At 58.3% G+C, this 25,261-nt stretch carries 18 protein-coding genes; 13 read left to right on the plus strand and 5 right to left on the minus strand.

The annotated features are described in order from the left end of the window. Nucleotides 1-30 precede the first annotated feature (30 nt). Nucleotides 31-540, plus strand: coding sequence for a tRNA adenosine(34) deaminase TadA (gene tadA / locus KHQ23_RS13530; protein ID WP_004180920.1), 510 nt, complete (start codon nt 31-33; stop codon nt 538-540). Here tadA and mltF read toward each other — a convergent pair. Then, nucleotides 537-2,153 (minus strand): membrane-bound lytic murein transglycosylase MltF, encoded by a 1,617-nt coding sequence (mltF, locus tag KHQ23_RS13535; protein ID WP_004144346.1) that lies wholly within the window; start codon nt 2,151-2,153, stop codon nt 537-539. The two genes, tadA and mltF, sit on opposite strands and share 4 nt — an antisense overlap. Nucleotides 2,154-2,328: 175 nt before the next feature. Here mltF and purL point away from each other — a divergent pair, with 175 nt between their 5' ends. The 5 genes from purL (at nt 2,329) to glnB (ending at nt 10,672) form a co-directional block, all read left to right on the plus strand. Continuing rightward, on the plus strand, nt 2,329-6,216 hold the full coding sequence (purL, locus tag KHQ23_RS13540) for a phosphoribosylformylglycinamidine synthase (RefSeq protein WP_004185139.1): 3,888 nt from the start codon (nt 2,329-2,331) through the stop codon (nt 6,214-6,216). Nucleotides 6,217-6,806: 590 nt separating this feature from the next. Continuing rightward, nucleotides 6,807-8,228, plus strand: coding sequence for a HAMP domain-containing sensor histidine kinase (locus KHQ23_RS13545; protein WP_004888415.1), 1,422 nt, complete (start codon nt 6,807-6,809; stop codon nt 8,226-8,228). Nucleotides 8,229-8,257: 29 nt separating this feature from the next. Next, nucleotides 8,258-8,944, plus strand: a complete 687-nt coding sequence (gene qseG / locus KHQ23_RS13550) for a two-component system QseEF-associated lipoprotein QseG (RefSeq protein WP_002914033.1) — start codon at nt 8,258-8,260, stop codon at nt 8,942-8,944. Beyond that, a complete protein-coding gene (gene glrR, locus KHQ23_RS13555; protein ID WP_004149357.1) occupies nt 8,931-10,268 on the plus strand; it encodes a two-component system response regulator GlrR in 1,338 nt (445 codons plus the stop codon). The genes qseG and glrR overlap by 14 nt, the downstream gene beginning before the upstream one ends. Before the next feature lie 65 nt (nt 10,269-10,333). Continuing rightward, on the plus strand, nt 10,334-10,672 hold the full coding sequence (gene glnB, locus KHQ23_RS13560) for a nitrogen regulatory protein P-II (protein WP_002914032.1): 339 nt from the start codon (nt 10,334-10,336) through the stop codon (nt 10,670-10,672). A gap of 74 nt (nt 10,673-10,746) precedes the next feature. Here glnB and hmpA read toward each other — a convergent pair whose 3' ends face one another. After that, nucleotides 10,747-11,937: an NO-inducible flavohemoprotein gene (gene hmpA, locus KHQ23_RS13565; RefSeq protein ID WP_004185137.1), complete on the minus strand. Its 1,191-nt coding sequence runs from the start codon at nt 11,935-11,937 to the stop codon at nt 10,747-10,749. Nucleotides 11,938-12,262: 325 nt separating this feature from the next. On the opposite strand from hmpA, the gene glyA reads away from it, so the two are divergent. Next, on the plus strand, nt 12,263-13,516 hold the full coding sequence (gene glyA, locus KHQ23_RS13570; protein WP_002914027.1) for a serine hydroxymethyltransferase: 1,254 nt from the start codon (nt 12,263-12,265) through the stop codon (nt 13,514-13,516). Between the two features lie 55 nt (nt 13,517-13,571). On the opposite strand, the gene KHQ23_RS13575 is transcribed toward glyA, so the two are convergent. Together KHQ23_RS13575 and KHQ23_RS13580 are read right to left on the minus strand one after the other, a co-directional pair. Then, entirely contained in the window at nt 13,572-13,994 is a 423-nt protein-coding gene (locus tag KHQ23_RS13575; protein ID WP_002914024.1) for a DoxX family protein, read from the minus strand. Nucleotides 13,995-14,067: 73 nt separating this feature from the next. Beyond that, nucleotides 14,068-15,264, minus strand: a complete 1,197-nt coding sequence (locus KHQ23_RS13580; protein ID WP_004214134.1) for an ROK family transcriptional regulator — start codon at nt 15,262-15,264, stop codon at nt 14,068-14,070. A 112-nt stretch (nt 15,265-15,376) separates the two neighbouring features. On the opposite strand from KHQ23_RS13580, the gene KHQ23_RS13585 reads away from it, so the two are divergent. The 4 genes from KHQ23_RS13585 to KHQ23_RS13600 all read left to right on the plus strand — a co-directional run bounded on the left by KHQ23_RS13585 (nt 15,377) and on the right by KHQ23_RS13600 (nt 22,210). Continuing rightward, the gene (locus KHQ23_RS13585; protein ID WP_015958809.1) at nt 15,377-18,652 is read left to right on the plus strand and encodes a DUF5107 domain-containing protein; all 3,276 of its coding nucleotides are present in this window, start codon (nt 15,377-15,379) and stop codon (nt 18,650-18,652) included. Between the two features lie 69 nt (nt 18,653-18,721). Next, on the plus strand, nt 18,722-20,158 hold the full coding sequence (locus KHQ23_RS13590) for a sugar porter family MFS transporter (protein ID WP_002914018.1): 1,437 nt from the start codon (nt 18,722-18,724) through the stop codon (nt 20,156-20,158). Further along, entirely contained in the window at nt 20,158-20,991 is an 834-nt protein-coding gene (locus KHQ23_RS13595; RefSeq protein ID WP_004899867.1) for an aldose 1-epimerase, read from the plus strand. Before KHQ23_RS13590 ends, KHQ23_RS13595 begins: the two co-directional genes overlap by 1 nt. A gap of 82 nt (nt 20,992-21,073) precedes the next feature. Beyond that, nucleotides 21,074-22,210: a 3-phenylpropionate MFS transporter gene (locus tag KHQ23_RS13600; protein ID WP_004149349.1), complete on the plus strand. Its 1,137-nt coding sequence runs from the start codon at nt 21,074-21,076 to the stop codon at nt 22,208-22,210. On the opposite strand, the gene csiE is transcribed toward KHQ23_RS13600, so the two are convergent. Then, a complete protein-coding gene (csiE, locus tag KHQ23_RS13605; RefSeq protein WP_009485450.1) occupies nt 22,207-23,484 on the minus strand; it encodes a stationary phase inducible protein CsiE in 1,278 nt (425 codons plus the stop codon). The genes KHQ23_RS13600 and csiE overlap by 4 nt on opposite strands. Before the next feature lie 124 nt (nt 23,485-23,608). Here csiE and KHQ23_RS13610 point away from each other — a divergent pair, with 124 nt between their 5' ends. Both KHQ23_RS13610 and KHQ23_RS13615 read left to right on the plus strand, forming a co-directional pair. Next, nucleotides 23,609-24,247, plus strand: coding sequence for a DUF1007 family protein (locus KHQ23_RS13610; RefSeq protein WP_032434910.1), 639 nt, complete (start codon nt 23,609-23,611; stop codon nt 24,245-24,247). Next, entirely contained in the window at nt 24,238-25,218 is a 981-nt protein-coding gene (locus KHQ23_RS13615) for a nickel/cobalt transporter (RefSeq protein ID WP_015958807.1), read from the plus strand. The genes KHQ23_RS13610 and KHQ23_RS13615 overlap by 10 nt, the downstream gene beginning before the upstream one ends. Nucleotides 25,219-25,261: the final 43 nt, after the last annotated feature.

The following is a 25,261-nucleotide window of genomic DNA, read 5'->3' on the forward strand; positions in this document are numbered from 1 at the left end:
CGCCCCGCTTTTTCTGCTGGAGTGGCCGCTGTGTCTGACCTCGAACTCAATGATGAATACTGGATGCGTCATGCCCTGACGCTGGCGAAACGCGCCTGGGAAGAGGGCGAGGTGCCGGTGGGCGCGGTGCTGGTGCATAACAATCAGGTCATTGGCGAGGGTTGGAACCGGCCGATAGGCCGTCACGACCCCACCGCCCATGCGGAGATTATGGCCTTACGCCAGGGCGGACTGGTGCTGCAAAACTACCGCCTGATCGACGCCACGCTGTACGTGACCCTCGAGCCCTGCGTCATGTGCGCGGGCGCGATGGTGCACAGCCGTATCGCCCGCCTGGTGTTTGGCGCCAGGGATGCCAAGACCGGCGCCGCCGGCTCGCTGATGGATGTTCTGCACCACCCGGGAATGAACCATCGGGTTGAGATTAGCGAAGGCGTGCTGGCAGAGTCCTGCTCTGCCATGCTGAGCGACTTCTTCCGCTGGCGGCGGGAAGAGAAAAAAGCGCTGAAGAAAGCCCGGGAGCAGACTGGGGAAAGTTAATACAGGTGGCCGGGGAGTTTCATCCGGGCATTATCCATCTGCTTATCGGCGCGAAACTTGAAAAAGGGCAGGGTGGTCTCCTGCGGCTGTTCGAGCTCATTGGGGAGCACGGCCGGGTAATCCTCCGCCAGGGCCAGCGTTTGCTGCTGCTGGCGCTCCTTCTCTGACAAATAGCCGACAAGGCTTATCTGATATTTGCGGATGTTTTCCACATAGGCGTAGGCCTCATGGCCGCGGGCATAGCCGTATTTTAGTTTGCTGTAATAGGGTTTCTGGCTCAGCAAGGGTAAACGCAGCTTAACGTCCGCCCAGCTGTTAGGATTGCCTTTCTGTTTGCGGGTGAGCGCCATGGCGTCCAGCATATGGGCATAACCCATATTATAAGCGGCCAGCGCAAACCAAATGCGTTCATCTTTCGGGATCGAATCCGGCACTTTATCCATCATATCCTGCAGGTAGCGCATGCCGCCGTCGATACTCTGCGCCGCATCGGTGCGGTCGGTTAGACCCAGGCTTTGTGCCGTATTGCGTGTGAGCATCATCATACCGCGCACGCCGGTAGGGGAGGTGGCCTGCGGATCCCAGTGGGATTCCTGCCAGGCGATGGCGGCCAGCAGGCGCCAGTCAATCTCGCGGGCGTATTTTTCAAACAGCGGCTGCACCTCCGGAAGAATATTTTCCACCGCGCGCAGGAAGGTGCGGGTATCGACATAATCGAAATCGTTGCCGTGGCCGAGGTACTTCTCCTCGAGGCGCGCCAGGGTGCCGTCTTCATTGATGTTGTTGAAGAAATCAAGCATTGCCGCCGACAGCGAATTATCGTCGTCCCGGGCGCTAAACCAGGTGACCGGCTGTTCGTCGGTGATATCGAGGGCCACCGCCAGCTCCGGATGGACGCGCTGAAACAGGCTGACGGCCACCGAGTCGGCGATGGTGTAATCAAGTTTACCGTCAATCACCGCCTGCATCAGCGCCGTGGTACCGCGTTTTTCGTCCACGCGCCAGGCAAGATCCGGGTATTTCTCGGCTTTTAAGGTCTGCAGGTCGTTGATCGCCACGTGGCCCGGAGCGATAGTGAGCTGCTCGGCGGTCAGCGCCGCGAGGGTGCGCGGCCGGGTATTGCCGACGCGGTAGACCAGCTGTTGCGAAACAGAATAGTAGGTGGGGCCGGCCTGATAGTTTTTCACTCGCTCCTGGTTATAGACCAGTCCGGCGGCCAGCATATCGGCCTGACCGTCGTCGAGGTCGTCAAACAGCTGGCTGATGTTTTGCCGGACGGTTATCTTAAGCGTTACGCCAAGGTAGTCGGCAAACTGCTTCGCCAGTTCATAATCCAGACCGAACGCTTTATTGTTCATGGTGGCGAAGGTCATTGGCGAGTTGATGGTGCTGATGCGCAGCTCGCCGCGAGCGATAATGCCCGCCACCCGGTTCTCGGGTTTACCAGACCAGGGGATCGACGGCCACAGGGCCGCCGCCAGCAAAAGGGTGACAATGCCGATCAGCAGATAATTAATCTTTAATTTTTTCAGAGAGTTAATCTTCTGCAGCTTCAGGTTCCTCAGCAGGCGATGTCCGGAAAAAACGCAAGGTTGTCGTCGAATGTGCGGCATTCTGCTTAATAATGCGCCAGTTGGCAACTTATTCGCGATGGTCGTCACATTTATTGATAAACAGCATCAATGATTTTATTTCTACGCAAACGGTTTCGTCGGGGCGCAGGATTCACTATAATGACGCCCGTTTCCCCCCCTGGCTCACCCTGAAAGCTTCGAAGACGAGAGACTTATGATGGAAATTTTGCGTGGTTCACCTGCACTGTCGGCATTCCGTATTAATAAACTGCTGGCACGATTTCAGGCGGCCAACCTTCCGGTAAGCGCCATATATGCCGAATATATTCATTTTGCCGATCTGAATGCCCCGCTGAGCGCTGACGATCGCGAGCGCCTGGCGCGACTGCTTCAGTATGGCCCGAGCTTAAGCAGCCATACCCCGACCGGTAAATTACTGCTCGTGACCCCTCGCCCTGGCACCATCTCTCCCTGGTCTTCTAAAGCTACCGATATCGCTCACAACTGCGGTCTGGCGCAGGTTGTGCGTCTTGAGCGCGGCGTGGCGTATTACGTTGAAGCCTCAACCCTGACCGAAGCGCAGTGGGCCGCGGTGGCGGCGGAGCTGCACGACCGCATGATGGAGAGCGTCTTCGACGAGCTGGAAGCGGGCGAGAAGCTGTTTGCTCACCATCAGCCGACGCCGGTCACCAGCGTCGACCTGCTGGGCGAAGGGCGTCAGGCGCTGATTGACGCCAACCTCCGTCTGGGTCTGGCGCTGGCCGACGACGAAATTGACTACCTGCAGGACGCGTTTACCCGCCTGGGACGCAACCCGAACGATATCGAGCTGTATATGTTCGCCCAGGCGAACTCAGAGCACTGTCGCCACAAGATTTTCAACGCCGACTGGATCATCGACGGCGAACAGCAGCCGAAGTCGCTGTTCAAAATGATCAAAAACACCTTTGAAAAAACGCCGGACTACGTGCTGTCGGCCTATAAAGATAATGCCGCGGTGATGGAAGGGTCTGAAGTCGGGCGCTATTTCGCCGACCATCAGACCGGGCGCTACGACTTCCATCAGGAGCCGGCGCACATTCTGATGAAGGTGGAAACCCATAACCACCCGACGGCCATCTCTCCATGGCCGGGCGCGGCAACTGGCTCCGGCGGCGAAATCCGCGATGAAGGCGCCACCGGCCGCGGCGCGAAGCCGAAAGCGGGCCTGGTGGGCTTCTCGGTTTCCAACCTGCGTATCCCGGGCTTCGAACAGCCGTGGGAAGAAGATTTCGGTAAACCGGATCGCATTGTCACCGCCCTGGACATCATGACCGAAGGCCCGCTGGGCGGCGCGGCGTTTAACAACGAATTTGGTCGTCCGGCGCTGAACGGCTACTTCCGCACCTATGAAGAGAAAGTCACCAGCCACAATGGCGAAGAGCTGCGTGGCTACCACAAACCGATCATGCTGGCCGGCGGTATCGGCAACATCCGCGGTGAGCACGTGCAGAAGGGCGAGATTACCGTCGGCGCGAAGCTGATCGTGCTGGGCGGCCCGGCGATGAATATCGGCCTCGGCGGCGGCGCGGCGTCTTCTATGGCCTCCGGCCAGTCCGATGCCGATCTCGATTTCGCCTCCGTACAGCGTGACAACCCGGAAATGGAGCGCCGCTGTCAGGAAGTGATCGACCGCTGCTGGCAGTTGGGCGACGCCAACCCGATCCTCTTTATCCACGACGTTGGCGCCGGCGGTCTCTCCAACGCTATGCCGGAGCTGGTGAGCGACGGCGGCCGCGGCGGTAAATTCCAGCTGCGCGATATTCTCAGCGATGAGCCAGGGATGAGTCCGCTGGAGATCTGGTGTAACGAATCGCAGGAACGTTATGTTCTGGCGGTCGCCCCGGAGCAGCTGCCGCTGTTCGACGAACTGTGCCGCCGCGAGCGCGCGCCTTATGCCGTTATCGGCGAAGCCACCGCTGAGCAGCATCTGAGCCTGAGCGACAGCCACTTTAACGATCAGCCGATCGACCTGCCGCTGGACGTCCTGCTCGGCAAAACGCCGAAAATGACCCGCGACGTGCAGACTCTGAAAGCTCAGGGTAGTGCACTGGATCGCCAACCGATTACCCTTGCCGATGCGGTTAACCGCGTTCTGCATCTGCCGACGGTGGCCGAGAAAACCTTCCTCGTCACCATCGGCGACCGCACCGTGACCGGTATGGTCGCCCGCGACCAGATGGTTGGCCCGTGGCAGATCCCGGTGGCCAACTGCGCGGTGACCACCGCCAGCCTCGACAGCTACTATGGCGAAGCGATGGCGATGGGCGAGCGCGCCCCGGTCGCCCTGCTGGACTTCGCGGCCTCTGGCCGTCTGGCGGTCGGCGAAGCGCTGACCAACATCGCCGCCACGCAGATTGGCGAGCTGAATCGCGTGAAACTGTCAGCTAACTGGATGGCCGCCGCAGGTCACCCGGGCGAAGACGCTGGCCTGTATGAGGCGGTAAAAGCGGTAGGCGAAGAGCTGTGCCCGGCGCTGGGCCTGACCATTCCGGTCGGTAAAGACTCGATGTCGATGAAAACCCGCTGGCAGGAAGGCAGCGAGCAGCGCGAGATGACCTCTCCGCTGTCGCTGGTCATCTCTGCCTTCGCCCGTGTCGAAGATGTCCGTCATACCGTCACGCCGCAGCTTTCGACGGAAGATAACGCCCTGCTGCTGATCGACCTCGGTAAAGGGCACAACGCGCTGGGCGCGACGGCGCTGGCGCAGGTCTATCGCCAGCTCGGCGACAAGCCGGCTGACGTGCGCGATGTCGCGCAACTGAAAGGCTTCTGGAATGCGATGCAGGCCCTGGTGGCGCAGCGTAAACTGCTGGCCTACCACGACCGCTCCGACGGCGGTCTGCTTGTCACGCTGGCGGAAATGGCCTTTACCGGCCACTGCGGCGTGGAAGCGGATATCGCCGCGCTGGGCGACGACCATCTGGCCGCGCTGTTCAACGAAGAGCTGGGGGCGGTGATTCAGGTCCGCGCCGCAGACCGTGAGGCGGTGGAAGCCATTCTGGCGGTTAACGGCCTGGCGGACTGCGTGCATTACCTCGGTAAAGCGGTTGAGGGCGATCGCTTCGTGCTGACCGCCGGCGGTCAGACGGTGTTCAGCGAAAGCCGCACCACGCTGCGCATGTGGTGGGCGGAAACCACCTGGCAGATGCAGCGTCTGCGCGACAACCCGGCCTGCGCCGATCAGGAGCATGAGGCGAAAGCCAATGATGCCGACCCGGGCCTCAATGTGAAGCTCTCGTTTGATATTAACGACGACGTCGCCGCCCCGTACATTGCCACCGGCGCGCGGCCGAAAGTGGCCGTCCTGCGCGAGCAGGGGGTGAACTCCCACGTTGAAATGGCGGCCGCCTTCCATCGCGCCGGCTTTGACGCCATCGACGTGCATATGAGCGACCTGCTGGCCGGCCGGACCGGTCTGGGCGATTTCCATGCCCTGGTAGCCTGCGGCGGCTTCTCCTACGGCGACGTGTTGGGCGCGGGCGAGGGCTGGGCGAAGTCGATTCTGTTCAACGAGCGCGTGCGCGATGAGTTCGCGACCTTCTTCCATCGTCCGCAGACGCTGGCGCTCGGCGTGTGCAACGGCTGTCAGATGATGTCCAACCTGCGCGAGCTGATCCCGGGCAGCGACCTGTGGCCGCGCTTTGTGCGCAACCAGTCTGACCGCTTTGAAGCGCGCTTTAGCCTGGTGGAAGTGACGCAAAGCCCATCCCTGCTGCTGGAAGGCATGGTTGGCTCACGGATGCCGATTGCGGTCTCCCACGGCGAAGGTCAGGTGGAAGTGCGCGACAGCGCGCATCTGGCTCAGCTGGAGAGCAAAGGTCTGGTGGCGCTGCGCTTCGTGGATAACTTCGGCAAAGTGACCGAAACCTATCCGGCGAACCCGAACGGTTCCCCGAACGGTATCACCGCGGTGACCAGCGAAAGCGGGCGCGCGACCATCATGATGCCGCACCCGGAACGCGTCTTCCGCACCGTAAGCAACTCCTGGCACCCGGAGAACTGGGGCGAGGATAGCCCGTGGATGCGTATCTTCCGTAACGCGCGTAAACAGCTGGGTTAATCTTCCCGCCGCGCTTCACGCGAACGTATCAGCCCCCTGCCTGACAGGGGGCTTTTTTTTATCTGTGATGGTCGGCACGCCAGGGTGTCGGGAATTGCCGACAACTGCGATATTGCAGTGTCGTCAATAGGCGACACTTAAGTTATTGATTTAAATGATGAGTAATCGGTAGCCTATTTGGTGTCGCTAAATAGCGACAACGCGGGTGAAAAATAAACAGAGGTAGTTCGACTGTTCTTGCGGTTAATGTCATATATATCAGTATGTTAATAAAATGTTTTGAGAGCTGGCATAGTTCATGCATAATATTAACCAGTGGCTCATTCACCTTCTTATGTCAGCCCCTTCGGGACGCGCTACATAAACTTCGAATGACGCACAAACAGGTGCCTGCCGTCCAACTCCTGATAACAGCCTGGCTTTATCAGACATCGGGCGAAACGTCGAGTAAGGCACCGCCTCATTCCTGAACAAAGCCAGGCCTTGCGCCTGGCTTTGTTGTTTCTGCGGCGCAGTAACCAGCGGTAGCGCTTTTCTCCGGCGCTCTCCTCAGTTAGCATCGACCAGAGCTAATGATTGAGACAACATCCTTGAAGCGACTCTCTCTTTTCCCCCGTTCGCTGCGTCAGCTGGTGACGCTCTCTTTTGTGCTGATCCTGCTGCCATTGCTGGTGCTGGCCTGGCAGGCCTGGCAGAGCCTGAACGCCCTTAGCGCCCAGGCGGCGCATATTAACCGTACCACCCTGGTCGACGCCCGACGCAGCGAGGCGATGATCAATGCCGCACTGGAGATGGAGCGCAGCTATCGCCAGTACTGCGTGCTGGACGATCCGACGCTGGCGCGCGTCTATCAAAACCAGCGGCAGCGCTACAGCCAGATGCTGGACGCCCACGCCGGCGTGCTGCCGGACGAGAAGCTCTGGCAGGCGCTGCGTCAGGATGTCAGCGATCTGGCGCAGCTGCAGTGTAAAAATAGCGGACCCGATGCCCAGGCAGCCGCCAGACTGGAAGTTTTCGCCAGTAATAACAGCGATATGGTGCAGGCGACCCGGGCGGTCGTCTATTCTCGTGGCCAACAGCTGCAGCAGGAGATAGCCGAACGCGGCCAGTTTTTCGGCTGGCAGGCGCTGGTGCTGTTTCTGCTGAGCCTGGCGCTGGTGCTACTCTTCACCCGCATGATTATCGGCCCGGTGAAAGGCATCGAAAGAATGATCAATCAGCTGGGGGCAGGAAAGTCGCTGGACGACGCCGCATTGTTTACCGGCCCGCGCGAGCTGCGATCGGTGGGCAAGCGCATCATCTGGCTCAGCGAGCGCCTGGCGTGGCTGGAGTCGCAGCGGCATCAATTTCTTCGCCATCTGTCGCATGAGCTGAAAACCCCGTTGGCCAGTATGCGTGAAGGTACCGAGCTGTTGGCCGACCGGGTCGCGGGGCCCCTGACCCCTGAGCAGCAGGAGATTGTCGAGATCCTCGACAGCAGTAGCCGTAACCTGCAAAAGCTGATTGAACAGCTGCTGGACTATAACCGAAAACAGGCCGACGGCCCGGTGGCTCGCGAAGCGGTGGACCTGGTGGAACTGGTGGAAAACGTCGTGGCGGCGCACAGCCTGCCCGCGCGGGCTAAACTGATGCATACCGAACTGACGCTGCAGGCGCGGCGTTGCCTGGCAGAGCCTGCGCTATTGATAAGCGTAATGGATAATCTCTACTCCAATGCGGTGCACTATGGTGCTGAATCCGGTAACATCCGTATCCATAGCTACCGGCACGGAGATCAGGTGCGTATTGATGTCGCCAACAGCGGCGAACCGATCCCGGCCGCGGAAAAAAACATGATATTCGAGCCTTTTTACCAGGGGAGTCACCAGCGTAAAGGGGCCGTTAAGGGCAGTGGACTGGGGTTGAGTATCGCCCGCGACTGCGTCCGGCAGATGCAAGGGGAGCTCAGCTTAGTTGATGCGCCCGCCGGGCAGGTCTGTTTTCGCATTACGCTTCCCTCAGCGCCGGAATAATCCAACTTATGAATCGATATCGGGGAACTATGTCCCAATTCCTGGCCTGGCGCCGTTCCCTCAGCGGATGGCTGCTTTCAGGCATTGCTTGTCTGACGCTGGCGGGGTGTTCCGCCGGCTTTTCACCGCATACCGCGGAAGGTACCGCCGCCCCCGGGCAGGCGCAGCATCAGGTGGCCGATTTTGTCGCGGTAGACTGCGCGGATATCTGGGCGCACAGCAGCGATGCCAGCGACAAAAATCCCCTCTACTGGCTGCGGGGCATTGACTGTGCCGATCGCCTCGCGCCGGCGCAGGCGCGGGCGGAGGCGAAACGCCATACCGACGACAGCTGGCAGGACGCGTTCCGTCGCGGCATCCTGCTTGCTGATGCTAAAATTACCCCTGAGGAGCGCCGCGACCTGGTGGCGCGTCTCGATACCTTCAGCCCGCAAATCGCCGTTCAGGTCCGCCCGCTGTATCAGCTCTGGCGCGACGGCCAGACCCGTCAGCTGCAGCTGGTGGAAGAGCGTGCCCGTTACGCGAAGCTTCAGCAGTCCAGCGATAGCGAACTGGAGACACTGCGTCAGCAGGAGCTGGCGCTGCGCGAGCAGCTGGAGCTGACCACCCGCAAGCTGGAGAACCTGACGGATATCGAACGCCAGCTCTCCAGCCGCAAGCCGGGCGGCAATTTCGGCAGCGAAAAAGTGCCGGAGGTGATCCATGACGATCCGTAAACCGGCGCGTTTACTGCTGGTGGATGACGATCCGGGACTGTTGAAGCTACTGGGCATGCGCCTGGTCAGCGAAGGCTACAGCGTGGTCACCGCCGAGAGCGGGCCGGAAGCGCTGCGCGTGCTGGGGCGTGAGAAAGTGGATCTGGTGATTAGCGATCTGCGGATGGATGAAATGGACGGCCTGCAGCTGTTTAGCGAGATCCAGAAGGGCCACCCCGGCATGCCGGTGATCATTCTCACCGCTCACGGTTCGATTCCCGACGCCGTGGCGGCTACCCAGCAGGGGGTGTTCAGCTTCCTGACCAAGCCGGTCGATAAAGATGCCTTATATAAAGCCATTGATGAGGCGCTGGAGCAGCGCTCGCCGGCCACCGACGAAGCCTGGCGCCAGGCGATTGTAACCCGCAGCCCGCTGATGCTGCGCCTGCTTGAGCAGGCCGGGATGGTGGCGCAATCGGATGTCAGCGTACTGATTAATGGCCAGAGCGGGACCGGGAAGGAGATCGTCGCCCAGGCGATCCACAACGCCAGCCCGCGTCATGATAAGCCGTTCGTGGCGATCAACTGCGGCGCGCTGCCGGAACAGCTGCTCGAATCCGAACTGTTTGGCCATGCGCGGGGCGCTTTTACCGGCGCGGTCAGTAACCGTGAAGGATTATTCCAGGCCGCTGAGGGTGGTACGCTGTTTCTCGACGAGATCGGTGATATGCCGGTTGCGTTGCAGGTGAAGCTGCTGCGCGTCCTGCAGGAGCGCAAGGTGCGCCCGCTGGGCAGCAACCGCGATATCGAAATCAACGTGCGGATTATCTCCGCCACCCACCGCGACCTGCCGAAGGCGATGGCCCGCGGCGAGTTTCGTGAAGACCTGTTCTACCGCCTCAACGTAGTGAACCTGAAAATACCGCCGCTCTCCGAACGTACGGAAGACATCCCGCTGTTGGCCAACCATCTGCTGCGTCAGTCCGCCGATCGCCATAAGCCGTTCGTGCGGGCGTTTTCCAGCGATGCAATGAAGCGGCTGATGGCCGCCAAATGGCCGGGCAACGTGCGCCAGCTGGTGAACGTGATCGAGCAGTGCGTGGCCCTGACTTCGTCGCCAGTGATCGGCGACGCGCTGGTTGAGCAAGCGCTGGAGGGCGAGAACACGGCGCTGCCGACCTTCGTGGAGGCGCGCAATCAGTTTGAGCTGAACTACCTGCGCAAGCTGCTGCAAATTACCAAGGGCAACGTCACTCACGCCGCGCGGATGGCAGGGCGCAACCGCACCGAATTCTATAAGCTGCTGTCGCGCCATGAGCTCGACGCCAACGACTTTAAAGAGTAGCTCCGCACTATAGCGCAAGTTATGATACGGTAAGCAACCGGTTACGCGATTAAGACAGGAACCCCATGAAAAAGATTGATGCGATTATTAAACCTTTCAAACTGGATGACGTGCGTGAAGCGCTGGCCGAAGTCGGCATCACCGGGATGACGGTAACGGAAGTGAAAGGCTTTGGCCGCCAGAAAGGGCACACCGAACTGTACCGTGGTGCCGAGTATATGGTCGATTTTCTGCCGAAAGTAAAAATTGAAATTGTGGTGACCGACGATATCGTCGATACCTGTGTGGATACCATCATCCGTACCGCACAGACCGGTAAAATCGGCGACGGTAAAATCTTTGTCTTCGACGTGGCGCGGGTCATTCGTATTCGTACCGGCGAAGAAGACGACGCGGCGATTTAACGCTCGCCGCTCGCTGCAGTATTGCCGGGTGGCGCTGCGCTTACCCGGCCTACAGATCCCCGCGTCGTCGGGGCTTACAGCACCTTATGCGGGCCGAAGCATTCGTAATGAATGTTGTCTTTGTTGACCCCTAATTCGACCAGCTGCTTCGCTGCAAACTGCATAAACGCTACCGGGCCGCAGAGATAATACTGCATCTGCGGGTCGCGAATATTGTCCGCCACTGCTGCTAAATCCATCAAACCTTCGCTATCAAAACGTCCAGCCTGACGGTCGGCCTCAGTCGGGGTGCGATACCAGACGTGAGAGGTAAACGCCGGCAGCGCCGCGCCGAGCGCCTTCACTTCATCGGCAAAGGCGTGAACGTCGCCATTTTCCGCCGCATGGAACCAGTTCACCTGACCCTGATGACCGCTCTTCGCCAGCGCATCCAGCATCGCCAGCATCGGCGTTTGCCCGACGCCGCCGGAGAGCAGGGTGACTGGCGTCTGCGGCTTAACGTTAAGGAAGAAATCTCCCGCCGGGGCGGCCAGATAGACCACATCGCCTTCGCTGGCATGGTTATGCAGCCAGCTGGAAACCTGACCGCCTTCCTCGCGTTTAACCGCAATGCGGTAGCCTTTGCCGTCCGCTTTGCGGGTCAGGGAATACTGGCGGATTTCCTGATATTCGAAGCCTTCCGGTTTCAGCCAGATGGCCAGGTACTGGCCAGGCTGGTAATCGGCGACCGGCTGGCCATCAACCGGTTCGAGCTCAAAGCTGGTGATAAGCTGGCTGCGCGGGGTTTTCTTCACGATGCGAAACGCGCGGGTCCCTTCCCAGCCGCCGGTTTTACTGGCGTTTTGCTGATAGATCTCGGCTTCACGGCCGATAAAGACGTTCGCCAGCACGCCGTAGGCTTTACCCCAGGCATCGAGCACTTCCTGGCCCGGACTGAACATTTCATCGAGGGTCGCCAGCAGATGGCTGCCAACAATATTGTACTGCTCCGGTTTGATCTGGAAGCTGGTGTGTTTCTGGGCGATCTTTTCCACCGCCGGCAGCAGGGCAGGCAGGTTATCGATATTGCTGGCGTAGGCGGCAATAGCGTTGAATAACGCTTCACGCTGATCGCCGTTGCGCTGGTTGCTCATGTTGAAGATCTCTTTGAGCTCCGGATTATGCGCGAACATACGATCGTAGAAATGGGCGGTTAATTTCGGGCCGGTCTCTACCAGCAGGGGAATGGTGGCTTTTACCGTGGCGATGGTTTGAGCGTCAAGCATAGCGTGCTTCCTTATGTGTTATCTTAATGATGCATTTTAAATGCATCTTAAAGAAATAACCCTGCGTTGTAAATGGTTCTTTAACACATTCCCCCGATCCAGTTACAACATGAAGAATTTGCATCACAAACCTGAAAAGAAATCCGTTGATACTGAGAGAGGCGTTATTGCTCAAAGCCTTGTGTCATGCGGAGCCAATCGTTTGCGTAAAATCCTTTGTCAAGACCTGTTATCACAGAATGATTCGGTTATACTGTGGGCCGTTGTCCAATCGGACCGCCTTTTTAGGCCGAAATTTTATTGTTAGCTGAGTCAGGAGATGCGGATGTTAAAGCGTGAAATGAACATTGCCGATTATGATGCCGAACTGTGGCAGGCTATGGAGCAGGAAAAAGTACGTCAGGAAGAGCACATCGAACTGATCGCCTCCGAAAACTACACCAGTCCGCGCGTTATGCAGGCGCAGGGCTCTCAGCTGACCAACAAATATGCTGAAGGGTATCCGGGCAAGCGTTACTACGGCGGCTGTGAATACGTCGACGTGGTTGAACAGCTGGCAATCGACCGCGCGAAAGAACTGTTCGGCGCTGACTATGCTAACGTCCAGCCGCACTCCGGCTCCCAGGCTAACTTTGCCGTCTACACCGCGCTGCTGCAGCCGGGCGACACCGTGCTCGGTATGAACCTGGCGCAGGGCGGCCACCTGACTCACGGCTCCCCGGTTAACTTCTCCGGCAAACTGTACAACATCATCCCTTACGGTATTGATGAGTCCGGTAAAATTGACTACGACGACATGGCGAAGCAGGCTCAGGAACACAAACCGAAGATGATCATCGGTGGTTTCTCCGCTTACTCCGGTATCGTTGACTGGGCGAAAATGCGTGAAATCGCTGACAGCATCGGCGCTTACCTGTTCGTCGATATGGCGCACGTGGCAGGCCTGATTGCCGCTGGCGTGTACCCGAACCCGGTTCCGCATGCTCACGTTGTGACCACCACCACCCACAAAACCCTGGCGGGTCCGCGCGGCGGCCTGATTCTGGCGAAAGGCGGTAGCGAAGAGCTGTACAAAAAACTGAACTCTGCAGTGTTCCCAAGCGCGCAGGGCGGCCCGCTGATGCACGTTATCGCGGCGAAAGCGGTGGCGCTGAAAGAAGCGATGGAGCCAGAGTTTAAAGTTTACCAGCAGCAGGTTGCGAAAAACGCTAAAGCGATGGTGGAAGTGTTCCTGAACCGCGGCTACAAAGTGGTGTCTGGCGGTACTGAGAACCACCTGTTCCTGCTGGACCTGGTGGATAAAAACCTGACCGGTAAAGAAGCTGACGCTGCCCTGGGCCGCGCCAACATCACCGTCAACAAAAACAGCGTGCCGAACGATCCGAAGAGCCCGTTCGTAACCTCCGGTATCCGTATCGGTTCTCCGGCAGTGACTCGCCGCGGCTTTAAAGAAGCGGAAGTCAAAGAGCTGGCTGGCTGGATGTGTGACGTGCTGGACAATATCAATGACGACGCGGTCATTGAGCGCGTGAAAGGTAAAGTGCTGGATATCTGCGCCCGCTTCCCGGTATATGCGTAAGCGTTAGCGTTGACATCAAAAAGGCCGCGTATGCGGCCTTTTTTGCGTCTGGAGATTAGCGGCGGTCGAGGGAGATCGCCCCGGGGCCGGTTACCGCCAGCAGCAGGAAAGCGCCGGCGATGCTGACGTTTTTCCAGAAGTTAATCATGTTCGGCAATACCGCATCGCCAGTCATATCCCAGTAGTGATGGCCAATCACCGCCGTGCCCAGGGTGTAGAAAATAAAGATGACCGCCAGCGGGCGGGTGAAAAAGCCGAGCACAATCAGAATCGCGGCAGGCACTTCCATAATGACGGCGATAATCGCCGCCAGGGTCGGCATCGGCGCGCCGGAGGCGGCCATGTACTGCACCGTACCGTCAAAGCCCAGCAGTTTGGGGTAGCCAAAAAGAATAAACAGAATCACCACGGCGATGCGGGCGATAAGCAGCAATAGAGAGCGGGAAGCGCCAAAATCAAAATAGCGGAGTGTGTTCATAATCAGCTCGTTATGAGAGACGTGTGATTTAAACGTAATACACAAATTTGCGCTCCGCCACGTTCGTTTATGACTAAACCAGCGTCTGCAATTGCTCCTCAACGTACAGATAACCTATCCCCATCAGCTGCTGGGCGCGTGTCAGCTGGCCAAAGCCAATTTGGGTGGCGTGCGCTCGCGGCGTATCCCGGTGGTCAAAGGGGTTGAAACCCGTTTGTTTGACGATACTTTCCAGCCACTGCTCACCGAAGGCGCAGCTGCGCCCGTAAAGCCATATTTGATTAATATTTAATATATTCAGGAAATTATAGAGGCTTAAGCCAATCGCGTTGGCAGCGTTATCAACCCATGCGCGAATTTGCACATCTCCCTCTTTCCAGGCCTCAATGAGCGACGCCGTGGTTAACTGCTCAGGGGAGAGCGTTGCTTCAGGCTGCGTTTTGAGCCACATTCGGGCCTGTTTTTTCAGCGCGCTGAGAGAGGCGACGGTTTCGAGGCAACCGTATCTTCCGCAGTCGCAGGCTTTGCCGTCAGGATTGACAATCGTATGCCCAATCTGCCCGCTGCCGTACAGACTGCCGCGATAAATATGATCGTTAATCACAAATGACGAGCCGATACCGTAGTCGACGTTGATCACGCAAAAATCCTGCTGTGTACCCTGATGCTGCCACTTCTCCGCCAGCGCCAGCATCACGCAGTCGTTATCCACCCGAACCTGCACGCCAAGCCGCTCCTCAAGCAGATACTTTATTTCGATCGGTGTTTTCCAGCGTGCCTGGGGCATGGTTTGTGAAACGCCGGTAATCGGATCAACCTGTCCATGCACGCCAAGGGCGAGATTGATGCTGTGCTGCGGGTAGCGGCGGTGGATATGCCGCCAGCATTCAACGATGGCCTCAAGCAGGGCCTGAGGAGTGGGCGCGTTGACCGGCAAATGCTGATGACCATCCACTGCCAGCAGGCGGGCGTCGGCAAGCTGATATTCAATGCTGGTCGGGGTGATATTCATGCACAGTGTCCAGGCGCCGTGCTCGGGGATCTGGTAGCTGCCGCTGTTCACGCCCCGTTTGCTCAAGTGTTCCGTTGAGTGACCGATCAATCCCTCGCTAAGCAGCTCGGCCAGAATATTGCTCACCGCCGGAATGGAGAGACCGGTGAGTTGAGAGAGCTGTGATTTACTGAGCTGCTTTTCCCGCCACAGATGGGAAAGAAAAATCGACTTATTGGCCTGCCGGACCCGGGCGTTATTAAAGCCAGTACGCTGCATACACTTAACTCCCTTAACTATATTGCGTGAGCATTGCGCATTTTAACAGCGAATTGGCGATATAGACTCCTGTTATTGCAACTTTTACTTCGTTTTGTTTAGTGGAGGCATCATGTACGGTTCGGTTAAGGTCTGGCAGGAAATCATTTCATTACCAACGTGGACGACGGGAGCGGAAGATCCGAACCCTATGTTTCTGGAAAAACGTGTTTATCAAGGATCTTCCGGCAGCGTCTATCCCTACGGCGTGATTGATACCCTGACCGGCGAACGCGAAATGCGCGATTATCAGGCAGTGTGGATGGAGAATGATTTCCTTCGGGTCATGCTGCTACCGGAGCTTGGCGGCCGTATTCACCGGGCATATGATAAAGTCAAACAACGTGATTTCGTCTATTACAATGAGGTGGTTAAGCCAGCCCTGGTAGGGCTGCTCGGGCCCTGGATCTCCGGCGGAATCGAATTTAACTGGCCGCAACATCACCGGCCGACGACCTTTAAGCCGGTCGATTTTTCTATTCAGCAGGGAGAAAACGGCGCGCAGACCGTATGGATGGGGGAAGCGGAGCCCATGCGCGGTTTGCAGGTTATGGCCGGGTTTACGCTCTATCCTGACCGCGCGCTGATTGAAATCACTGGCAAGATCTTCAATGGTAACGCCACGCCGCGCCATTTCCTGTGGTGGGCCAACCCTGCAGTAAAAGGCGGCGATGCCCACCAGAGTGTATTCCCACCCGATGTCACCGCTGTATTCGACCATGGTAAGCGTGATGTTTCCGCTTTCCCGATTGCCACCGGTACCTACTACAAAGTGGACTATTCTGCGGGGGTTGATATCTCCCGTTATAAAAACGTCCCGGTACCCACTTCGTATATGGCGGAGAAGTCGGATTACGATTTTGTCGGCGCTTATCATCATGACGAGCGAGGCGGGTTACTGCATGTTGCCGATCACCATGTCTCTCCTGGCAAGAAACAGTGGAGCTGGGGGTACGGGGATTTTGGCCAGGCCTGGGATCGAAATCTGACTGATGAAAATGGCCCTTATATTGAGCTGATGACCGGCGTCTTCACCGATAACCAGCCTGACTTTACGTGGCTTGCGCCTTATGAAGAGAAGGTGTTTGTGCAAAATTTCCTTCCCTACAGCGAGTTAGGGATGGTGCAAAATGCCAATACACAGCTGGCACTGAAGCTGGTTCGCGAGTCTGGGCAACTGCAGCTTGGCGTATATGCCATTGCTCCGCTAAATCATATCGTGGTTGAACTCAGCGCTGACCATCAGCCATTGTACGAAACTCAGCTGACGCTGAAGCCCGGTGAGAGCTGGCAGCAGACGCTGCCGGAAAATGGCGTCGGGCGCTTAACCCTCAAAGTGAAAACCGCCGAGAACCAGCCGCTGCTGGATTATCAGGAACATATTACCCAACAGACGCCGCTGCCCGAACCAGCTATAGCGCCCGCGTTACCGGAAGCGATCCACAATGGCGACGAGCTCTATTTTATCGGCCAGCACCTTGAACAATACAACCACGCAAGCCGCTACGCCGGGGATTACTATCGTCGGGCGGTTGAGCTCGATCCGCAGGATTATCGCAATAATGTTGCCCTCGGTACCCTGGCGTTCAACAGTGCCGACTGGGCGCTGGCGGAACAGTGTGCCCGTGCTGCGCTACAGCGCGCGCATCGTTTGAATAAGAACCCGCGAGATGGCGAAGCCAGTATGCTGCTTGCCAGCGTGCTGGAAAGGATGGGGGATGATGCAGGCGCCTGGGATCACTATTACAAAGCCTCCTGGAGCGGTAACTGCCGTGACGCCGCCTGGTGGTCGCTGGCGAGGCTGGCGATGAAGCGCGGTGATGTTGCCGATGCGCTGGAAAAAGTAAACACCAGTCTGCGGTTCAACGCCAGCAATCCTCTGGCGATGGGGTTGAAAGCGCTGGCATTAGCCAACAGTGGGCAGAAGAAAGCAGCGCTGGAGTTTATTTTCGCCTCTCTTGAGCAATACCCATTGAGCTATCCGCTGCACTGCGCGCGCTGGATGATTGAGCGGAGCGACGACGCGCGAGAAGCCCTGCTGCGCATCACGGGGCGCAGAGGGGTCAACGCCAGCCTGCTGGCGGGTTGGTTGCTCTCTATCGGACAGACGTCGGCGGTGAAAGAGGTTCTTGCGGTTCTGGACAGTCAGGAAGCGCTGCCGATGCTCTGGCGTGCGTCGCTAAGTGATGATGCCAATGAACGCCAACAGTTTATTGCCGCCGCCGAGCACTGCCATGCGCACAATGTTCGTTTCCCTAACTCACTCGATGAAGTTCAGATGCTGCAGTCGCTGGGCGACAGCGCTTTTGCCCGCTATCTACTCGGTTGCTTCTGGTACAGCAAACGTCGCTATGACGAGGCGGTGAGCTGCTGGCGCGAGACGCTCGAAAAATCTCCCGATTATGCGCCCGCTCATCGTCTGCTGGGCGTTTACTCGTGGAATAAACAGCAGGATGCAACGCAGGCGCTGGCTTATCTGCAGCGCGCCGTAGCGCTGGAGCCGGACAATGCGCGCTTCCTGTTTGAACTCGATTTTTTGCAAAAATTACTGGCCAGGCCGGTACATGAGCGACTGACGACGCTGGTGGAACGTAAAGCCGTGGTGCTGAAGCGGGACGACCTGACCGCTGAGCTGCTAAGCCTGTGGAACGCGTCCGGTCATTATGCCGATGCCGCCGCGATTCTGGATACGCGCGTATTCCATCCCTGGGAAGGAGGAGAAGGGAAAATCACCGGCCAGTATTTGCTCAATCAGCTCCATCTGGCATTACAGTTCATCGAGCGTGGGGCGTTTAAACAGGCCACGGACTGTCTGAAAGCCGCATTACGCTATCCCGACAATCTGGGGGAGGGGCGACTGCCTGGGCAAACGGACAACGATATCTGGTATTTGCTGGGCTACTGCGCAGAACAGGCTGGGGATGCGCAGCAGGCGGCGGAATATTACCAGCTTGCCCGGCAAGGGGGCTCAACGCTGGACGCCGGGCGGTACTACAACGATCAACCCGCCGATTACCTTTTCTGGCAGGGCATTGCGCTGCGTAAGAGCGGTAACCCAGCGCAGGCCGAGCAGCACTTCCGCCATTTTATCGACTGGGCCGCGCAGCATCGGGATGACGTTCCGCAAGTCGATTTTTTTGCCGTCTCTCTTCCGGACCTGGTGGTTCTCGATGTATCAGCGCAGCAGAGACATCTGCAGCACTGCTTGTTTATTGAAGCGCTGGGCCATCTGGGGCTGGGCAACGTATCCGCCTGCCAGCAGAGGATGCAGCAGCTTCTGCAAATAAATCCGGCTCATGATAAGGCGCATCTGATTCGCCATGCCCTGCAAAGCGGCATTTTTTCCTGAACCTCAATGGGCGGGCTCGGCCCGCCTGAACCCTACTGTTCCCTGCGTTTCCCTTATAGAGGAATCATTATGAACAACGCGCAGACACATCTGAAAATGGGCTACGTCTGGACGATTTGTCTGGTCGCCGCCTGCGGTGGTTTACTGTTTGGCTATGACTGGGTGGTGATTGGCGGCGCTAAGCCATTTTATGAAGCCTGGTTTTCAATTACGGACCCGGCGCAGTCCGGCTGGGCGATGAGCTCAGCGCTGTTGGGCTGTATTTTCGGCGCATTAATTTCGGGATGGTGCGCAGACAAACTGGGGCGCAAGCTGCCATTAATTCTTTCCGCCGTGCTGTTCAGCGCGTCGGCCTGGGGGACGGCGGTCGCCAGTCATTTCGATATGTTTGTGGTTTACCGCATTGTGGGCGGCGTAGGGATTGGTCTGGCTTCCGCTCTCAGCCCGCTTTACATTGCCGAAGTCAGTCCGGCAGAGAAAAGAGGGCGTTTTGTCGCGGTCAATCAGCTCACCATCGTGATTGGCGTACTGGCCGCTCAGTTAATCAATCTGATGATTGCTGAACCGGTGGAGCCGGGGGCGACGCAGCAGATGATTGTGGACAGCTGGAATGGGCAGATGGGCTGGCGCTGGATGTTCGGTGCGGAACTGGTGCCGGCGCTGGCGTTTCTGGTCCTGATGTTTTTTGTCCCCGAGTCGCCGCGCTGGCTCATGAAGGCCGGTAAACCGGAGCGCGCCCGGGCTGCGCTGGAACGCATTGGTTCTGCCGACTATGCCGACAGGATCCTGCGTGAAATCGCGCATACCCTGGAAAAGGATAACAATAAAGTCTCCTACGGCGCGCTGTTGGCTCCCCAGGTGAAACCGATTGTGATCATTGGCATGGTGCTCGCCATATTCCAGCAGTGGTGTGGGATTAACGTCATCTTTAACTACGCGCAGGAGATTTTTGCCTCGGCGGGGTTCGATATTAACAGCACGCTGAAATCTATCGTCGCGACGGGCGTCGTTAATCTGGTCTTTACCATTGCGGCGCTGCCGCTGGTGGATAAAATCGGTCGCCGTAAATTAATGCTGCTTGGCGCTTCGGGATTGACGCTGATCTATGTGCTGATCGCCGGCGCTTACGCCATGGGCATTATGGGGTGGCCGGTACTGTTGCTGGTGCTGGCGGCGATTGCTATTTATGCGTTGACCCTGGCGCCGGTGACCTGGGTGCTGCTGGCGGAGATTTTTCCCAACCGCGTACGTGGACTCGCGATGTCTTTAGGTACCCTGGCGCTGTGGATCGCCTGTTTCCTGTTAACCTATACTTTCCCGCTGCTTAATGCCGGTCTGGGCGCGGCAGGAAGCTTCCTGCTGTATGGTGTCATTTGCGCTGCCGGCTACCTCTATATCCTGCGCAACGTCCCGGAAACGAAAGGTATCACCCTCGAAGCGCTGGAAGAGCAGCTGGCGCAGCGTCATACGGGCGTGAATGCGGCGAAGCAGGAGCAGATGCGCTAATGGCGGAAGAGTGGATTCTGGAGAACGCGCATCTGCGGATGTGCGTCTCTTCTCTGGGCGGCAAAGTGCAAAGTTTATTCTCGCGGCAATATCAAGCGCCGGTGCTATATGAAAATCCCGCCGGCGGCATGTTTCCGATGCTGCCATTGGCCAATCGCGTCGCCGGCAACCGTTTTATTTTTCATGGGCAGGAGATTGTCCTGCCTCGCCACCATGCCGACGAGTATTTCTTTCTTCACGGTGACGGCTGGTTACAGCGCTGGGATATTATTGAGTACGGCGCCGAGTATTGTGTATTACAGCTGCGTCGGCAGCATGCCTGCGGTTTCGATTATCTGGCGCAGCTCCGCTACCAGTTGCTGCGTAACCAGCTGATAGCGGAGCTAACGCTTACCCACTATGGGGAGGTCCCTGCGCTTTACGGCTGCGGCTTTCATCCCTTTTTCCCTTTCGATGAACGCAGCAAGGTTCAGTTCCAGGTCAGCGGTTACTGGCCGGAAGGGGAAAATCACTTACCTCTCAACTGGCAAGGAAACTTGCCCGACTATGCCAATTTCAGCGTGGCTCAGTTCGGTGAAGATCGTTGGCTGAACGTGGGTTATTCCGGCTGGGGCGGGCGGGCGAGGGTAAGCAATGACGTGATGAATATCACAATTCTATCGCAAACTCCGTGGTTGATGCTGTTCAGAATGCAAGGTGAATCATTCCTTTGCCTCGAGCCGCAAAGCCATCCGGTAAACGCCCACAACATGGACGGGCAGCCGGGGCTGCGAGTTTTAGGCGCGGGAGAGAAGCTGAATTTTTCGCTGAAAATCATCATCGAGGGGGCATAAATAACGAGCTATCAGCAGACAAGAGCATCTTGCGCCCGCCGGGGTTTATCGCCAGACTATCGCCACCATTCGGGAGGAAATCATGGTCTTGCACTCCACGCGCTGGCTGGCGCTCAGTTATTTCACCTACTTTTTTAGCTACGGTATTTTTCTGCCCTTCTGGAGCGTCTGGCTGGCCGGAAACGGGCTGACTCCGGAAACCATCGGCATTTTGCTTGGCGCCGGTCTGGTGGCCCGTTTTCTCGGCAGTCTGCTGATTGCCCCGCGGGTGAGCGATCCCTCCCGGCTGATCGCCGCGCTGCGCGTGCTGGCGCTGTTAACCTTGCTCTTCGCGCTGGCCTTCTGGGCCGGCAGCCACGTAGCATGGCTGCTGGCGATCATCATCGGCTTCAACCTGTTCTTTTCGCCGCTGGTGCCGCTGACGGATGCTCTGGCCAACACCTGGCAAAAGCAGATCACCATGGACTATGGCCGGGTGCGGCTATGGGGCTCTATTGCCTTTGTGATTGGTTCGGCGCTGACCGGCAAGCTGGTGAGCCTGTTCGATTACCGGGCGATCCTGCTGATGCTAAGCCTGGGGGTCGCCTCGATGCTGCTCGGCATGCTGCTTAAGCCGTCGGTGATGCCCCAGGGGGAGTCGCGCCAGCAGCAGGGGGCCGGAATGGCGGCCTGGCTGACGCTGGTGCGCCAAAGCTGGCGCTTTCTCGCCTGCGTTTGTCTGCTGCAGGGAGCGCATGCCGCCTACTATGGCTTTAGCGCCATCTACTGGCAGCAGGCCGGCTATTCCGCCTCGGCGGTCGGTTATCTGTGGTCGTTAGGCGTGGTGGCGGAAGTGGTGATCTTCGCGTTGAGTAAAAAGGTGTTCCGCCGCTTCAGCGCCCGCGACCTGCTTTTGCTCTCCGCCGTCTGCGGGCTGATTCGCTGGGGACTGATGGGCTGGACCACGGCGCTGCCGGGACTCATCCTTGCGCAGATCCTTCACTGTGGCACCTTCACGGTGTGTCATCTGGCGGCGATGCGCTATATCGCCGCCCGTCAGGGTAGCGAAGTGATCCGTCTGCAGGCCGTCTACTCCGCGGTGGCGATGGGCGGCAGTATTGCCATCATGACCGTCTTCGCCGGTTTCCTCTATCAGCACCTGCACCAGGGCGTATTCTGGGTGATGGCCCTGCTGACGCTCCCGGCGATGGCTATACGGCCAAAAGCGGTGGCGGCCTAGTCCTCGAGCATGGCGCAGATATGCTGCTGCTGGCGTTCAGTGAAGTAGTTCTCCGCGTGGATCAGCGGCGGCGAAAACAGCGGCAGCGCCGTCGCATAGGGGGTGACGATAAGCGTCACCCCTTTGGGCGCACCTTCCTTCTGAAAGCGCTCTACGCTCTGGTATTTGATATTCAGCGGCAGCAGCGTTAGTTCGCGCAGCTGTTGTTCCAGGGCCTCTTCAATAGCTGGGTTGTCATCGGTTAGCAACAGCACCTGTTTCTCGTGCAGGTCGCTTTTCTGCATCAGCCAGGCGCCAAAGATCACCGCGATTAAACCGGTCTCTTCCTCATTAAAACGGATGTGCCAGGCCTCCTCGAATTCGCTCAATGCCGCCTGGGTGGTACGCAGTAAGCGAGGGTAGAGCCGGGTCACTTCCTCTGTGAGCGTGCTGTCGATGCCGATAGCAAACACGCTGCGGATCAACGCCTGCGACAAATGAATATAGAGTTGATCGCTGAGCCCCTGCTCATCACTGAACGCTCTGCCAGCGAGGATCTGAAAGCGGTGGATCAGGCCGGAGATAGCCAGCCGCAGGCGGCGATCGTGCGGGTGACCGTCGCGGACCGGGTCGGGGGTTTTGAGCAACATAAACAGCAGCGAGAGGAAAAAAGGTTCTCCGACATGGGGCGGAGCGCCGACCCGACGCTGCCAGTGGCGGACAATCTCCTGCGCCAGGGTGAACTCGGCGGCGGTTTGAGCCCAGCGTTGCTGTTCCTCATTGAAGTCCGGAGAGTATCCCCGGTGATGTTCGAGCAGACAGTACTGCAGGTACAAGCGCAGAAACTGCACGTCGCGGCAGTCAAACTGGCGATTGAGCGCCCGCGCGCAGCGGTTCACCAGCGCCTGCAGATTGGTATCATCGTATAAGGTGCGGGCAATGCCTTCCTGTTTAAGCTGCGTTTTCAGCGCCGGGGTAAAATGATGATTAACGAACTGTGGGCAGAGGCGCAGCCCCCGCCGCAGCGCATGCAGCAGACATAAACGTTGGTCGAGCGCGGCGCCTTCAATCCGATAGCTGCCGTCCACCTGTGACTGGAGGGTCAAACGGTGGTAACGCTGAATTTCGCGTCCGGTCTCCTCAATATCCTGCCGGACCGTGGTCTCATCAACGAGGTTGATCCTGCCAAGCCGTTCAGTCGTCACCGACTGTCCGGGCAGATAAAACATCAGGAGCACCTGGCTACGGCGCTGTGGACTGGAAAGCGCAGATGGTGGTTCAATGACGGTCATCATCTGGTAAGTTCCAGTTAGGGTTTCCGCTAAGGATAGACAATGACCGCGGCGTGGGCAGGGAAGAGCGTCCGCTTTTACTCAGGATTGCTGGCGAAGTTCACAGAATTTTTCACGTGAGGAACAGATGAACAGAGTGAAACAATGCACAAGCGCGGCGTTTTGCATGGTTTTATCATGGTCGGCCGCTGCGCATCCGCATAGCTTCATCAGCCTGCAAAGCGAGCCGGTGGTCAAGGACGGTCTGCTGAGCGCCTTTAAAATGCGCTGGACGATGGATGAAATTACCTCATCGGATCTGCTCTATGATGCCGGAAACGCCAAACCGGGCAGCGAAGTCTGGAAAAAGCTGGCGGCGGAGGTGATGGCCAACGTGCTCGGTCAGCACTATTTCAGCGAGCTGTGGCATAACGGTCAGCGGGTTAAATTTGACAATCGTCCCGACGGTTACGGCCTCGAACGTGACGGACTGCAGGCGGTACTCACCTTTACTCTGCCGCTGGCGACGCCGCAACCCATTGCCGGGCAGACGTTTACCTTTTCCACCTTCGACCCGACCTACTACGTCGATATGTTTTATGACAAGGATAGCGATTTTTCCCTGCCCGCAGGGTTGCGGGCCGCCTGTAAGGCAACGGTGATGACGCCAAAACCGAACGACAAAATGCTCTCATACGCCCAGTCGCTGGATAAAGCGGATGCGCCGCCGGAGGATATGGCGCTGGGCAGCTATTTTGCCCAGAAGGTGACCCTGACATGTCAGTAATTTTTACTCCGCGCGCGCGATCTTCGCGCTGGAAAGCGCTGTGGCCGCTGGCGCTGTTGCTGGCTGTGAGCATCATCGGCGGCATTTGGCTGTGGCGGGCGTGGCCGCAGGTGCTGATGCAGAGCGCAGTCTGGCAGCGTTCGCTCAATCTGGAACTCAGCCGCCTGCTGCAGGCGGTGGCGGAGAACCCGGCGGCGGCAGGGCTGTCGCTGCTGGGGGTTAGCTTGGTTTACGGGGTGCTCCATGCCTTAGGGCCCGGACACGGTAAAATTGTCATTACGACCTGGCTTGCCACCCATCCCGCGAAGCTGAAATCAAGCATTGGCCTGACGCTGGCCGCCTCTTTATTACAGGGGCTGGTGGCCATCGCGCTGGTGGTCGTGGTGCTGGCGCTGCTGCAGCTGCCGGCGCGCCAGCTGCACCTCAGCAGTTTCTGGCTGGAGAAGGGAAGCTATTTGCTGGTGGGTGCGTTAGGGCTGCTGCTGTGCTGGCGGGCGTTAAAAAAGCTGCGTCTGCTGCTGCGCCGGCCAACGTTTACCGCTTTTACCCCGCATCATGTTCATAACGAACACTGCGGCTGCGGGCATCAGCATCTCCCGGCCCCGGAGCAGCTGCAGGCCGGCGACGACTGGCGGGCTCGCGCCGCGATTGTCCTGTCGATGGGCATGCGTCCCTGCTCGGGGGCGATCATGGTTCTGCTGTTCAGCAAGGTAATCGGCGTTTTTGGCTGGGGGATGGCGGCGGCGCTGGCGATGGCGGCGGGAACCTCGTTGACTATCACGGCGCTGGCGCTGTTGGTGCATGGGTTCCGCCAACTGGCGATCCGCCTCAGTCGCCATCAGGCGCCAGCGTTATGGAAGCAGGTTAGTTGGGCGACGCTGGCGCTGGCCGGCGGCGTCATATTGCTGGCGGCGGCAGGGGTGATGTGGCTCAGCGCCGTCCCTGCCGGCGGTGGGATCCGTCCGTTTTAGACAGACGCCGGGCGCAAATCCTAAAGTGGGCGCCAGCGCTTGC

The sequence above is a fragment of the Klebsiella sp. 64 genome, from assembly GCF_018223915.1.
Taxonomy (GTDB): Bacteria; Pseudomonadota; Gammaproteobacteria; order Enterobacterales; family Enterobacteriaceae; genus Klebsiella; species Klebsiella pneumoniae.